Genomic DNA, 13,364 nt, shown 5'->3' on the forward strand with positions numbered 1-13,364 from the left:
TGGAAAATTACCAAAAATCGTAATTTCCTGTTTTGGTGGCCTATTTTTAACAGACAACTGTGAAGAGAACGTGAAGAACTGTCTTATATTGTAGCAGAAGATTACTTTTCTAGCAGAATATGTATCCGGATTTAATTGTTAGAAGATATCTCAAAATCAGAAATAGATTGTAGATATTGTTATAAATTAATGATTGTTATGCTTATTTTTGATTTGTATAGTGCAGCTCATATAAACAAAGAGTTACATAAGATGAAAAAAATAATAGCATCCGCAATCTTGACAATTTTAGTTGGAACAGCTGTACAGAATTCCGTCGCCAAAGATTTCCTGAATGTCTCTTATGATCCGACCCGTGAATTTTATCAGGAATATAATGAAGAATTTGGCAAGTTCTGGAAGCAGAAAACCGGACAGAAGGTCAATTTTAAACAGTCACATGGTAGTTCAGGCAAGCAGGCGCGTTCAGTGGTCGATGGTTTGCAGGCCGATGTCGTAACCTTGGCCTTAGCCAATGATATCGAAGAAATCGTCAATGCAGGTTTAATCGAGAAAGGTTGGCAAAAAGAGTTTCCGAGTAATTCGGCACCTTATACGTCTACGATTGTATTCTTGGTGCGTAAAGGGAATCCAAAGCAAATCAAAGACTGGAATGATCTGACCAAAGCGGGTGTAGATATTATTACCCCAAACCCGAAAACCGGTGGCGCGCCGCGTTGGATCTATCTTTCTGCTTGGGGTTATGCACTGAAACAGCCCGGCGGTAATGATGCGAAAGCCAAAGAGCTGGTGAAAAAACTTTATCAAAATGTCAAAGTGCTCGACTCTGGTGCCCGTAGTTCACTGACGACGTTTGCCGAGCGCGGTATTGGGGATGTGCTTTTATCCTGGGAAAATGAAGCCTTGCTGGCGACCCAAGGTCTGGGTAAAGACAAGTACGATATCGTTTATCCATCGATTTCAATTCTGGCCGAGCCATCGGTAGCGATTGTCGATAAAAACGTGAATAAAAATGGCACTACCCATCTGGCAAAAGGCTATTTGAACTATTTATATTCACCAAAAGGGCAGGAGCTTGCGGCGAAATATTTCTTCCGCCCGCGAGATACTAAAGTCGCTGCCAAATATTCGGTTCAGTTCCCGAAAATCCAGACCTTCACCATTGATAAAGTCTTTGGTGGTTGGGCCAAAGCGCAAAAAACACATTTTGTGAATGGAGCGATTTATGACTAGATTTACAATGAAAAAAGATAAGTAAGCGGTAGTCTAAATAGAATAAGGAAAATGGCTAAAGTGTTATCCATTTTTTCTATATCTAATGCATAAAATTCTATATATTAGAGATAAGTAGAATAATAAAATAGTATTTTTCTTTTAAAAACATAATATTAATGCAGAAAAACCTTTCATTTTATCGTGTTGTGATGTTGTAGGGTGAATTGCGATAAATGATTTTATTTCATATAGTTATATCTAATGAAGATAAACTCTGTGCTGCCATGAAAACTCAATTAAAATCGTTATTTAGTGCTGCCTTGTTGGCGACTGGTTTAGGCATGACCGCGACTGCTTCACAAGCAGCAGACCGTCAGTTTCTGAATGTATCCTATGATGCCACGCGTGAGTTCTATGATGAATTTAACAAATCATTCGGCGCTTACTGGAAAAGCCGCACCGGTCTGGATGTGAATTTTAAGCAGTCACATGGCGGTTCGGGCAAACAGGCGCGCTCTGTGGTCGATGGCTTGAAAGGTGATGTGGTGACTTTGGCGCTGGCCAATGACATCGAAGAAATTGTGAAATCTGGTCAGATTCAGCCGGGCTGGCAAAAGGAATTCCCACACAACTCCGCACCTTATACCTCGACGATCGTATTCATGGTACGTAAAGGCAATCCGAAAGGCATCAAGGACTGGAATGACTTAACTAAACCAGGCGTGCAAATTATTACGCCGAACCCGAAAACGGGTGGTTTGCCGCGTTGGGTGTATCTGTCTGCATGGGGTTATGCCGAGAAACAGCCAGGTGGTAATAAAGCCAAAGCACAGGAATTTGTCGGCAAGCTTTATAAGAATGTGAAAGTGATGGATTCTGCTGCACGTGCTTCAATGACCACCTTTGCTGAGCGTGGGATTGGTGATGTATTGCTGACTTGGGAAAATGAAGCTTTAGTAACGCAAAAAACCTTGGGTAAAAACAAGTTTGATATCGTTTATCCATCAATTACGATTTTGACTGAACCGTCAGTGGCGATTGTGGATCGTACCGTGGAGAAAAATGGCAATAAATGGTTAGCAACAGGTTATATCAATTACCTGTATTCACCCTTGGGTCAGGAAATGGCAGCTAAACATTTCTATCGTCCACGTAATGAAAAAGTATTAGCGAAATATTCGGCACAGTTCCCGAAAATCAAAACCTTTACCATTGATGAAGTCTTTGGTGGCTGGGCCAATGCACAGAAAACCCATTTTGTGAATGGTGCAATTTTCGACCAGATTTATAACAGCAAACGTTAATTGATCTGCGAAGTCATCTGGATTGAAAAAAGCCTCCGAAACAGGAGGCTTTTTTGTATGAGAAAAATGCTAAAACGGTTTTCTCTATGGAAAGTAATATTTATCTACAAAAAGTCGTTTGGAGCTTTGCCTAAACAGGGTGATAATGTGCAGTTAAATTTTTCCCCCTATTGATTGAGTTTTTATGTCACATATTTCTGTATTACTTCACGAAACGATTGATGCCTTGTTGGCGGGTCGCAATACGGGAACTTATGTGGATGGAACCTTTGGCCGTGGTGGACATACGCGTTTATTGCTGTCCAAATTAGATGAAAATGCACGCGTCTATGCCTTTGATAAAGATCCACAAGCACTGGCTGTAGCGGCTGAACTCGAACAAGAAGATTCACGTTTTAAAATTATTCATGCCAGCTTTGCTGATCTGAAAGAGGCGCTTGCTGAGCTGGGCATTGAACACGTTGATGGGGTGATGGCGGATCTTGGTGTTTCTTCACCGCAGCTGGATCAGGCTGAACGTGGTTTCAGTTTTATGAAAGATGGCCCGCTGGATATGCGCATGGATAACTCGCAAGGTCCAACCGCAGCAGAATGGCTGACCCAGATTGAAGAAGAAGCCCTGGCGAATATCATTTTTAAATATGGTGAAGAGCGTTATAGTCGCCGTATTGCCAAGTCAATTAAGGCTGCCGGATATATTGATACCACGGCAAAGCTGGCTGAGATTGTAAAAGTAGCACACCCGAAATGGGAAAAAAATAAGCATGCTGCGACCCGTACTTTCCAGGCGATTCGTATTGCTATTAATAAGGAATTAGAAGATATTGAAATCTTCTTGCCTCAGGCCGTTGAAATCTTGAAACCTGAAGCACGTTTGGCGGTGATTAGCTTCCATTCACTGGAAGACCGTTTGATTAAACAATTTATTCAAAAAGAGTCAACGCTTGAAGAGGATTCAGGCTGGGGAATGCCACAACAACAGAAAGATACGCGACGTTTAAAGAAAGTTTCTCGTGTTAAAGCCAGTGATGAGGAGGTTAAAGCCAATCCTCGTTCACGTAGCGCATGGCTTCGGGTAGCAGAACGTTTAGCTTAATAGGCAGATCATGAAAACGGAAGTGGTTGATAAAAAAACAGAAAAATTGTGGCTGAAAAAAGTTACAATCTATCTCATGCTGATACTGATGGTCTTCATCAGTGCAGTATTTGTGGTATTTCAGGTATTTGAATACCGTCAGGATAACAGAAAGCTGAGTACCTATCTGCGTGAAAGGGATGACCTGAATGCAGAGTGGGGGCGTTTGCTGATTGAGCAGCAAACTTTCGGTGCGACGGCACAGATCGGTACGCGTGCAGTGACACAGCTGCGTATGTATTCACCTCCGGTTTCACAAAGTGTCGTGATTTCCTTACCACAAACTTCAGATGAGAAAAAATAAGGCTAGCGTTCCGACATGGTAGACAAGAGAAAGAAGCAACCGGTACGTAAAAAACAATCGGTCACCGACAAAAATGCCTCAAATGTTTATATCAATCGTTTTTACATCATGTGGGCGGTGGTGCTGCTGTGTTTTGTGACACTGATTTGCCGTGCTTTCTATGTACAGATTATTAATAAAGATTTTTTGCAAAATAAAGCCAATGCCAATATTTTAAGAACCAATACCATCAAGGCGATGCGTGGCGTGATTTATGATCGTAATGGCATTCCATTGGCGATCAGTACTCCGATCATGAAAATTGTGATTGATCCACGTGATTATTTTGACAATAAAAAACTGTATGAAGAGACCATGCTGGCGCTGGAAAAAGAACCGAATAGCCGCAAGCTCAAACGTCAGTTACCCGATAAAAACCTGAATCTGGATGAGCTGGCTGATGCAGTCGGTATGGATCGGGCAGAACTGCGCAAAAAAATGGAAGAACGTCCGCGTTCACGTTATCTGATCCTGAAAAAAGAAGTTCCGCCACAACAGGCCGAACTGATCATGAAACGTAATTTTCAGGGCGTATATACCGAGAAAAACTATAAACGTTATTATCCGCAGCCGCAGCCAAACTCTCAGATTATTGGCTTGACCAATAGCGAAGGCAGCGGCATTGAAGGTCTGGAAATGCAGCTGAATAGCCGTCTTTCCGGAAAGGATGGCGAGCAGCAGATCATTCGCGATAAAAAAGGCAACCGGGTCAAAGAACCTGAAGTGATTAAAGAAGTTGAGCCGGGCGAAAATATTACCCTGAGTATCGACTCGCGTCTGCAATATATTATGTACCGTGAGCTGACGGCGGCCGGTGTTGCCAATAATGCCCGTTCAGCGACTGCGATTGCGGTAGATGTCAAAACCGGTGAAATTCTGGCGCTGTCCTCATGGCCATCCTATAACCCGAATGATAAAAACAGCCTGCTCAACAAGGATGCCATGCGTAACCGCGGTGCAGTCGATTCGTTCGAGCCGGGTTCGACCATGAAGCCGCTGACCGTGGCAATGGCGCTGGAAAGTGGCAAATATACGGCGAATTCAGTCGTGAATACCACACCGGGCAGTATGCGGGTCGGTAATCATACCATCCGTGATACGCATAACTATGGTCAGTTGACACTCGGGGGTATTCTGCAGAAATCCTCTAACGTTGGTGTGGCGAAACTGGCCTTGTCGCTGCCTTATGAAACCTTACCAACCTTCTATAAACGTCTCGGTTTTGGTCAGCGTTCAGCAGTGAAATTCCCGGGTGAAAGTGCCGGTTTGATTCTTCCACCAAGTAAATGGAATGTGTCAGAAGTAGCAACCATGTCCTATGGTTATGGTCTGAACGCGACGGTACTTCAGCTGGCTGATGCCTATGCCATGCTGGCCAATAAAGGCGTAAAAATGCCGCTGAGCCTGTACAAGCTGGAAGAGCAGCCGCAGGGTGAACAGATGATCGATGCCAAGATTGCCGATCAGGTCCTGCTGATGATGGAAACCGCAACCTTACCAGGTGGTACGGCAACTCGCGCCACCATCCCAGGTTATCGCGTGGCAGGTAAAACCGGTACTGCACATAAGTTGCGTGCCGACCGTAAAGGTTATTCGACCAGTGAATACCGGGCTTTATTTGCCGGCGTAGCACCAGTCAGTGATCCACGGATTGCCATGGTGGTGGTGGTAGAAAATCCACAAGGCACCTACTATGGCGGTACCGTATCTGCACCAGTCTTTGCCCGCGTGATGCAGGAATCCTTGCGTCTGCTGAATGTCCCTCTGGACAAACCTTTAGAACCTCCCAAAGTCCAGTAAATAGGTGATCAATGTCTATTACATTTCAAGATCTCTACACCCCTCACGATGTCGCTGACTGGATGAAGCAATCCTTTCAGGGCTTCGAGCTGGATAGTCGTAAAGTTAAACCCGGACAGATTTTTATTGCCTTGACCAGTCTGTCACAACCGGAAAAAACTGCTCAATTTGCCCAGAAAGCCTTAGAGCAGGGCGCATTAGCCGTGATTTCAGAAACTGAACTGGATGTATCTCCAAATCTGATGGTGGCAGATGTACGTCATCTCATGGGGCAATGGCAAAAGCAGTATTTGCAAGCAATCCAACCCGTTGCGGCTGCGCGTATTCTTGCAGTCACCGGCACCAATGGTAAAACCACGATTTCTCGCTTGGTGGCTGAATTCATCATGCTGCAAGGTAAAGCCTGTGCGGTGATGGGCACAACAGGTAATGGAATTTTGCCGAACCTAGAAGCATCTTCGCATACCACCCTGGATGCCTTGCAACTGCAAAATGCCTTGCATGGCTATGCGCAGGCCGGTGCGGAGTTTGCCTCGATTGAAGCCAGTTCGCATGGTCTGGAACAAGGCCGCTTGAATGGTTGTGATATCGAGATTGCGGGCTACAGCAATTTGAGTCGTGACCATCTGGATTATCATGGAACGCTACAAGCTTATGCAGAAGCAAAGTCTGGTTTATTCCGATTTAAATCTTTAAAAGTGGCTGTCATCAATATTGATGATGAACATGCACAGATCATGCTGGATGCTGCGAAAAATAATCCGGCACAGCCTAAAATTTTGACTTATTCCACCAAGCAAAAAGCGGATTATCAGGTTCAGGATATTCAGTACAGCATTTCAGGTGCGAACTTTAAACTAGAAACTGCTTCTGCTGAATATGTGGTTAACAGTCCATTACTGGGTCATTTCAATATTGAAAATCTGGTCGCCAGTCTGATCATGGCGGAGCAGGCTGGTTTTGACCTGAACAATTTGATTGCAACTGTACCACAGCTTAAAGGTGCGCCAGGTCGCATGCAGGTGCTACGTGATGGTGAGCGCCTGTTTGTAGTGGATTATGCGCATACTCCGGATGCTCTGACTCAGGTTCTGGTGACCTTGAAACGGCATGTCTCGCAAAATCTCTGGGCAGTCTTTGGTTGTGGTGGCGACCGTGATCGCGGTAAACGTCCCCTGATGACTCAGGCTGCTTTAGACGGTTCGGATATTGCAGTACTCACTTCGGATAATCCGCGGACCGAAGATCCGGCACAAATTTTTGCGGATATGAAAAATGGCATTGATTTTTCCGGCAAAACCTATCATGAAATTCATGACCGTCGTGAAGCGATCAAGTTTGCGGTTAAACACGCGCAGGCGGGTGACATTGTCGTGATCGCAGGGAAAGGGCACGAAAATTATCAGGAAATTGATGGCGTACGTCACTGGTTTGATGACGTGATCGAAGTGCAGGCGGCGATTGATGCCCAGCATTGCAGTACAGATTCAGCCTATTCAGCGCATTAGGATTCAGATATGCATACCTCAACAACAAGTACTGCGGCGCTGGAGCCGTGGAGCATAGAACAATTACAGCAGGCCACCCAAGGCTACTGGCTGAATGATAAAAAGCCTGCAGGCCAGATCAAGCGGATTTTGACTGATTCACGTGATGCAGAAGCTGGTGATGCTTTTCTTGCGCTGAAAGGCGAGCGTTTTGATGCACATGACTTTATTGCGCAAGTGGCGGCTCAAGGTTGTGACATTGCCATTGTCAGCCGTCCGGTGGATGCTGATATTTGCCAGCTAGTGGTAGAAGATACCCGTCTGGCATTGGGATTGTTGGGTGCTTATCGCCGTCAGCAGAATCCTCAGCTCAAAGTGATTGCCTTGACCGGCAGTAGTGGCAAGACCACGACTAAGGAAATGTTGGGGAGCATCTTGTCGCGTCTGGCACCGACCTTGGTGACACGTGGTAATTTGAATAATGACCTTGGTGTGCCAGTGATGTTGCTTGAGCTGCGTCCTGAACATCAATATGCAGTAATGGAACTCGGTGCAAGTCATCAGGGTGAAATTGATTACACTTCAAAAATGGTGCAGCCGCATGTGGCGGGGATCATTAATATCGGGACTGCGCATTTAGGTGAATTTGGCGGTCGTGACGGGATTTGCCGCGCGAAATCCGAGATTTATGCGCATATCTCTGAAACCTCAATTATTCCTGCTGCAGATGATTTTGCTGAAGTCATTCGTGCCGCAGTAAGAACTGAAAAAAGCTTAAGTTTTGGTGCTGGTGGTGAAGTCTATGCCAGCGATGTAGTACTTGAAGCTCAATCTTCAAGCTTTACCCTGAATACAGCACAAGGCTCCAAAACAGTTCAGTTGCCGTTTGCCGGTGAGCATAATGTTGAAAATGCGACCGCAGCAGCAGCTTTTGCCCTGGCGATCGGTATTGGTCTGGATGATATCGTGGCCGGTCTGGAACAGGCCGTGGGTGCCAAAGGTCGTCTGAACTTTATTCCGTACAAAGACTATTTATTTATTGACGACACCTACAATGCCAATCCGGGTTCGATGCGTGCAGCGGCTGAAGTTCTGGCGCAGCAGCAGGGCATCCGGGTGATGGTCACCGGCGATATTGGTGAACTCGGTTCATCTGCCGCAATCGAGCATTACAAGCTCGGTCGGGATCTGGTCTCGGTGAAAGGCATTAATTTTGTGGTGGCTGTAGGTGAATTTGCGCCTGCCGCACAAGAAGGTGCTCGTAGTACACAATATGGTAAAAAAATGCAGGCTTTCCTGAATCAGGAGCAGGCATTACCGTTTTTAATTCGTTTGATTGAAACACATCAACCTCAGCCGATGTCATTCCTGTTTAAAGGGTCGCGTTTTACCCATATGGAAACATTGATGGCTGCATTGATGGAGAAACTCTAAATGCTGTTATGGCTCTTTGAACATTTGGCGGGCTTTGACAGCACGTTTCAGGTGGTTCGTTATTTAACTTTACGTGCTTTGCTCAGTGTCTTGACGGCATTGACCATCGGTCTGGTGCTCGGTCCTGTAATGATTCGCAAGCTTCAGGCGCTGAAATATGGTCAGGCAGTCAGCTCGTATGCCCCTGAAAACCATGCTAAGAAAATGGGCACGCCGACCATGGGCGGGGTGCTGATCCTGCTTTCGATTGGTATCTCAACTCTACTCTGGGCAGATCTTTCCAATCCTTATGTTTGGATTGTGCTGGGTGTGATGGTGATTTTCGGTGCCGTTGGCTGGGCCGATGACTGGATTAAAATCCGTTATAAAGACAATGCGGGTTTGCCTGCGAAGAAAAAATTCTTTTGGACTTCAGTTGGTTCTTTGGGTGCTGGTATTGCTTTGTATGTCATTGCACAGCAACAGACTAATCCGGTGCATACCGCGAATATGCTGGATCTGCTGATTCCATTCTTTAAAGACCTAAGCATTCCATTATCGATGATCCCATTGGGCATTGGTTTTATTATCTTTACCTATTTCGTGATTAACGGTGCCTCTAATGCCGTGAACTTGACTGATGGTCTGGATGGTCTGGCAATCATGCCAATCGTGCTGGTTGCTACAGGTTTGGGCGTATTTGCCTATTTGGCCGGTGACGTGCGCTTTGCCAATTATCTGCATATTCCTTATGTAAAATATTCGTCTGAACTGGTGGTGGTCTGTGCTGCCATGATCGGAGCGGGTCTGGCTTTCCTTTGGTATAACGCCCATCCAGCCCAAGTATTTATGGGGGATGTCGGTGCTTTATCTCTCGGTGCAATGCTCGGTACGATTGCCGTCATGGTTCGTCAGGAAATCGTATTTGCGATTATGGCCGGTGTCTTTGTGGTGGAAGCGGTTTCAGTGTTCTTGCAGATTGGTTCATTAAGAATGCGCAATAAACGTGTATTCCTGATGGCACCGCTACATCATCATTATGAAAAGAAAGGCTGGCGTGAAACCCAGGTGGTGATTCGTTTCTGGATTATTACGATTATGCTGGTAGTTTTGGGTCTAATGACCTTAAAATTGCGTTAGAAAATGCATGAGAAAAAGTCGGCGCATGCCGGCTTTTTTGTTTTGGAGAAAATGATGAATTTACTCATGTGCCCAGTCTGTCGCCAGCAGTTGAGCTTAAATGAAAGAACATGGCGATGTGAGAATCATCATAGTTACGATGTCGCCAAACAAGGCTATGTGAACCTGCATGTGGTTCAGCATAAGCACAGCAAAAACCCGGGAGATACGCCTGAGTCTGTGCAGGCACGTCGCGCATTTCTTAGTGCAGGTCATTATGCGCCTTTGCAACAGGCTGTCGTGGAAAAGATTCGCGAGTTGCGGATTGAGAACCTTTTAGATATTGGCTGTGGAGAAGGCTATTACACCAATGCCATGCAGGCTGAAGTGCTGCAATGTGTGGGAGTTGATATTGCCAAGAATGCAGTTCAGGTGGCTGCCAGACTGAATAAAGACATTACTTGGGTGGTGGGAACCGGGGCAACCTTGCCTGTACTAGATGAATCGATTGATCTGTGTACCAGTTTATTCAGTCCGATTCCCAAACAGGAAATCCTGCGGGTCTTGAAGCCGAAGTCTTATTTGATGGTGGTGACACCAGCACCACAACATTTATATGCCATGCGTGAAGCGCTGTTTGAAGAAGTGAAACCACATGAGCCGCAGAAGTTTGTTGAGCAGTTACAAGATGAATTTAATCTGATCAGTGAGCAGGTGATTGATGCACCGATGATTTTGCCACAGGCAGATTTGAAAAACCTGATTGCGATGACGCCATATGCTTATAAGGCCAAGCTGGAACACCGTTTAGCACTCGAACAGCAGGATCAGTTTGAATTACTGGCTCAATATCAGATTTACCTGTTTCAGAAAAAATAAAAAATGCATATAAAAAAGCCCTCAACTGAGGGCTTTTTTATATCGTCAGATTACTGGACTTCTTCGATCAGATTTTCCAGTGAGTCTACCCGGTTCGGCTGAAGAGGCTGTTCTTGAGGTGCAGAACTTTCATTATCTGGTAAACGAATCGGTTGATCTGGCAAATCTTCAAAGTCAGTTTCTGTGCGTTTCGGGACGACCACAGGTGCAGGACGGTAAAGCGCTGTCGCCAGAGGCGGAGAAGATGGATCATTCTGTGCTTCATCAGCCTGAACCCCCTTATTACGATTTACTGGTGCCTTGGCATTCCGGTCTAAACGTACCCATGCTTCCGGCTGGCCTTTTAATGCCTTGCCCATAAAATCGGTCCATATCGGTAGAGCTGCCACACCACCATATTCACGACGACCTAAAGTTGTCGGCTGGTCAAAGCCTACCCAGGTGACAGTGACCAGCTTGCCATTAAAGCCAGCAAACCAGGCGTCTTTGGCATCGTTCGTGGTACCGGTCTTCCCGCCAATATCGCTGCGACCAATTCTTAATGCAGCACGACCAGTACCATGTTGAATTACGTCACGCAAAATGTTGGCCATGTCATAGGCAGAGCTGGATTTTAAAATACGCTGTGCCTGACGATAATTACTGTCTTCGGCAGAGACTTTAGGTGGGGCCTGTTGTTGCTCTAAAGTTGTATTGTTGATTGCAATTGCTTCGTCATCTGCGGTAATGGGGTCAGTGGCTTGAACTGTTTCTTCTTTTTCATTAATACATGAAATACAGGCATATTCAGGCTTGGCTTCAAAGATGGTATTGCCATAGGCATCTTCAATGCGGGTAATAAAATGCGGCTGAATTCGGTAACCGCCATTGGCAAAGGTGGCATAGCCAGTCGCCATCTGAATCGGAAGAACCTGCGGGGTGCCTAAGGCAATGGTATAGTTACGTGGAATCTGACTGTCTTGTAAACCAAAATCCATAAATAACTGACGTGTACGTTCAATCCCGACGGCCTGTAATAAGCGCACTGAGACTGTATTACGTGACAGATAAAGTGCACGACGTAGCGGGATCATACCCAGATAACGGCCATCCGAGTTACGTGGCGTCCATTTGCCAATGGTAATGGGTGCATCATTGACCATGGTATGCGGTGTCATGCCACGTTCTAAAGCCAGGGCATAAACAAAAGGTTTAATGGTTGAGCCCGGCTGACGCCAGCCTTGGGTTGCACGGTTAAATTTCGACTGATAAAAATTATATCCCCCGACAATGGCTTCAATCGCACCATTATTTGGGTTGATGGCAATCAATTGTCCTTGCACATTGGGAATCTGCACCAATGACCAAGAGGTTTTATTTTCATTAGGTCTTAAACGAACAATGTCTTTGACTTTGACAATCTCGGACGCTTTGCTCGGTGCACCACCTACACTATTGACGTTACGAAAGCGACGTGCCCAGGACATACCTGACCAGGGAACAGTCACGCTGCTTCCGTCCTGCATGAGGGCTTCAAAACTGGAATTACCCACCTGAGTTACTTGCGCAGGATAAGTGTTGGCATAAGCACGGAACTTGTCGAGGGGTTGATCATGTGCTTCAGCACCACGCCAGCCATGTCGACGGTCATAGGCTTCTAAACCTTCCTGTACTGCTTGTTCTGCATAGGTCTGACGTTCACTATGAATGGTGGTATAGACTTTATAGCCGGAATCTACCGCCTGTTCACCAAAGTTTTGTACCAGTTCAGAACGTACCATCTCACCGACATAAGGGAATTTGTTTCGGGTGCTCCGGTCAGGCATATCCAGATTAACCGGTTCAGCAATGGCTTGCTGATACTGGCTCTGGTTCAAATAGCCTAGTTGTAGCATACGACCCAAAATCCAGTTACGACGTTCCAAGGCACGTTTGGGATTGGCGACCGGATTATATCGAGAAGGTGCTTTAGGCAGGCCAGAGATCATGGCCATTTGTGCAATTGAAAGCTCTTCTAAGCTCTTGTTATAGTAAATTTTAGCTGCTGCGGCGATGCCGTAAGCATTTTTCCCCAAGAAAATTTTATTGACATACAGGGTCAGAATTTCTTCTTTACTTAAGTTTTGCTCAATTTTACGAGCCAGAAAAATTTCTGTCAGTTTACGCTTTAGCGTCCGTTCAGGGCTAAGGTAATAGTTTTTTGCCACTTGCATGGTAATGGTCGAACCGCCGGTCTGTACATCCGAGCCAGTCACCGTTTCACTGAGTGCGCGGCCCAAGCTTTTAAAGCTGATTCCGCTATGCTCAAAAAAGCTGGAATCTTCAGCGGCGAGGAAAGCATGAATAAACTCGGGCGGAATTTGTTCATATTTCACGGGAACAGAAAGCTTGCCTCCATATTCGGCAATTAATTCATTATCTGAACTAAAAACTTGTAAAGGCTTTAATAAAGGGGCCTTTTTAAGCGTAGACATTTCAGGCAAAGATGGGGCAATATAGAGATACATGCCATAGAAACCCATCGGAATTGAGATCAGTATAATGATAATGATCAAAAAAAATGGATGAACAAGGCCTGAACAAGATAGCTTTTTCATAACAAGTAAGTTTTAATAAGAGCTAATGGCGAACTAATTACCGGTCAGTATATCCTGTCGATATCCATATTGTTAGATGAGTTATTGTATCTA

Annotated in this window: 10 protein-coding genes; 9 read left to right on the plus strand and 1 reads right to left on the minus strand. The window is 45.4% G+C overall.

Annotated elements, in window-relative coordinates; genetic code table 11:
- The first annotated feature begins 252 nt into the window (after positions 1-252).
- The 9 genes from MWG72_RS01975 to MWG72_RS02015 all read left to right on the plus strand — a co-directional run bounded on the left by MWG72_RS01975 (position 253) and on the right by MWG72_RS02015 (position 10,695).
- Positions 253-1,233 (plus strand): sulfate ABC transporter substrate-binding protein, encoded by a 981-nt coding sequence (locus MWG72_RS01975; RefSeq protein ID WP_247143114.1) that lies wholly within the window; start codon positions 253-255, stop codon positions 1,231-1,233.
- Positions 1,234-1,499: 266 nt separating this feature from the next.
- Complete coding sequence (locus MWG72_RS01980; RefSeq protein WP_034435774.1) at positions 1,500-2,519, plus strand: sulfate ABC transporter substrate-binding protein; 1,020 nt, start codon at positions 1,500-1,502, stop codon at positions 2,517-2,519.
- A 184-nt stretch (positions 2,520-2,703) separates the two neighbouring features.
- A complete protein-coding gene (gene rsmH, locus MWG72_RS01985) occupies positions 2,704-3,615 on the plus strand; it encodes a 16S rRNA (cytosine(1402)-N(4))-methyltransferase RsmH (protein WP_247143115.1) in 912 nt (303 codons plus the stop codon).
- A 76-nt stretch (positions 3,616-3,691) separates the two neighbouring features.
- Positions 3,692-3,958 (plus strand): cell division protein FtsL, encoded by a 267-nt coding sequence (gene ftsL / locus MWG72_RS01990; protein ID WP_370940785.1) that lies wholly within the window; start codon positions 3,692-3,694, stop codon positions 3,956-3,958.
- Between the two features lie 15 nt (positions 3,959-3,973).
- Positions 3,974-5,797 (plus strand): penicillin-binding protein PBP3, encoded by a 1,824-nt coding sequence (ftsI, locus tag MWG72_RS01995; RefSeq protein ID WP_247143116.1) that lies wholly within the window; start codon positions 3,974-3,976, stop codon positions 5,795-5,797.
- Positions 5,798-5,808: 11 nt separating this feature from the next.
- Positions 5,809-7,305, plus strand: a complete 1,497-nt coding sequence (locus MWG72_RS02000) for a UDP-N-acetylmuramoyl-L-alanyl-D-glutamate--2,6-diaminopimelate ligase (protein ID WP_247143117.1) — start codon at positions 5,809-5,811, stop codon at positions 7,303-7,305.
- Positions 7,306-7,314: 9 nt separating this feature from the next.
- On the plus strand, positions 7,315-8,718 hold the full coding sequence (locus tag MWG72_RS02005) for a UDP-N-acetylmuramoyl-tripeptide--D-alanyl-D-alanine ligase (RefSeq protein WP_247143118.1): 1,404 nt from the start codon (positions 7,315-7,317) through the stop codon (positions 8,716-8,718).
- Positions 8,719-9,837 (plus strand): phospho-N-acetylmuramoyl-pentapeptide-transferase, encoded by a 1,119-nt coding sequence (mraY, locus tag MWG72_RS02010; RefSeq protein ID WP_004644946.1) that lies wholly within the window; start codon positions 8,719-8,721, stop codon positions 9,835-9,837. It abuts the gene before it with no gap.
- A gap of 54 nt (positions 9,838-9,891) precedes the next feature.
- The gene (locus MWG72_RS02015; protein WP_247143119.1) at positions 9,892-10,695 is read left to right on the plus strand and encodes a putative RNA methyltransferase; all 804 of its coding nucleotides are present in this window, start codon (positions 9,892-9,894) and stop codon (positions 10,693-10,695) included.
- Between the two features lie 50 nt (positions 10,696-10,745).
- Here MWG72_RS02015 and ponA read toward each other — a convergent pair whose 3' ends face one another.
- Positions 10,746-13,271, minus strand: coding sequence for a penicillin-binding protein PBP1a (ponA, locus tag MWG72_RS02020; protein WP_247143120.1), 2,526 nt, complete (start codon positions 13,269-13,271; stop codon positions 10,746-10,748).
- Positions 13,272-13,364 lie beyond the last annotated feature (93 nt).

Source organism: Acinetobacter lwoffii (assembly GCF_022967985.1).
In the GTDB taxonomy this organism is placed as follows: domain Bacteria; phylum Pseudomonadota; class Gammaproteobacteria; order Pseudomonadales; family Moraxellaceae; genus Acinetobacter.

What these genes read in the sequence shown, in the direction of transcription:
- mraY (WP_004644946.1), top strand. Translation starts at nt 8,719, where the DNA reads ATGCTGTTATGGCTCTTTGAACATTTGGCGGGCTTTGACAGCACGTTT.
- ftsI (WP_247143116.1), top strand. Translation starts at nt 3,974, where the DNA reads ATGGTAGACAAGAGAAAGAAGCAACCGGTACGTAAAAAACAATCGGTC.
- MWG72_RS02005 (WP_247143118.1), top strand. Translation starts at nt 7,315, where the DNA reads ATGCATACCTCAACAACAAGTACTGCGGCGCTGGAGCCGTGGAGCATA.
- ftsL (WP_370940785.1), top strand. Translation starts at nt 3,692, where the DNA reads ATGCTGATACTGATGGTCTTCATCAGTGCAGTATTTGTGGTATTTCAG.
- rsmH (WP_247143115.1), top strand. Translation starts at nt 2,704, where the DNA reads ATGTCACATATTTCTGTATTACTTCACGAAACGATTGATGCCTTGTTG.
- ponA (WP_247143120.1), bottom strand. Translation starts at nt 13,271, where the DNA reads ATGAAAAAGCTATCTTGTTCAGGCCTTGTTCATCCATTTTTTTTGATC.
- MWG72_RS02000 (WP_247143117.1), top strand. Translation starts at nt 5,809, where the DNA reads ATGTCTATTACATTTCAAGATCTCTACACCCCTCACGATGTCGCTGAC.
- MWG72_RS01975 (WP_247143114.1), top strand. Translation starts at nt 253, where the DNA reads ATGAAAAAAATAATAGCATCCGCAATCTTGACAATTTTAGTTGGAACA.
- MWG72_RS01980 (WP_034435774.1), top strand. Translation starts at nt 1,500, where the DNA reads ATGAAAACTCAATTAAAATCGTTATTTAGTGCTGCCTTGTTGGCGACT.
- MWG72_RS02015 (WP_247143119.1), top strand. Translation starts at nt 9,892, where the DNA reads ATGAATTTACTCATGTGCCCAGTCTGTCGCCAGCAGTTGAGCTTAAAT.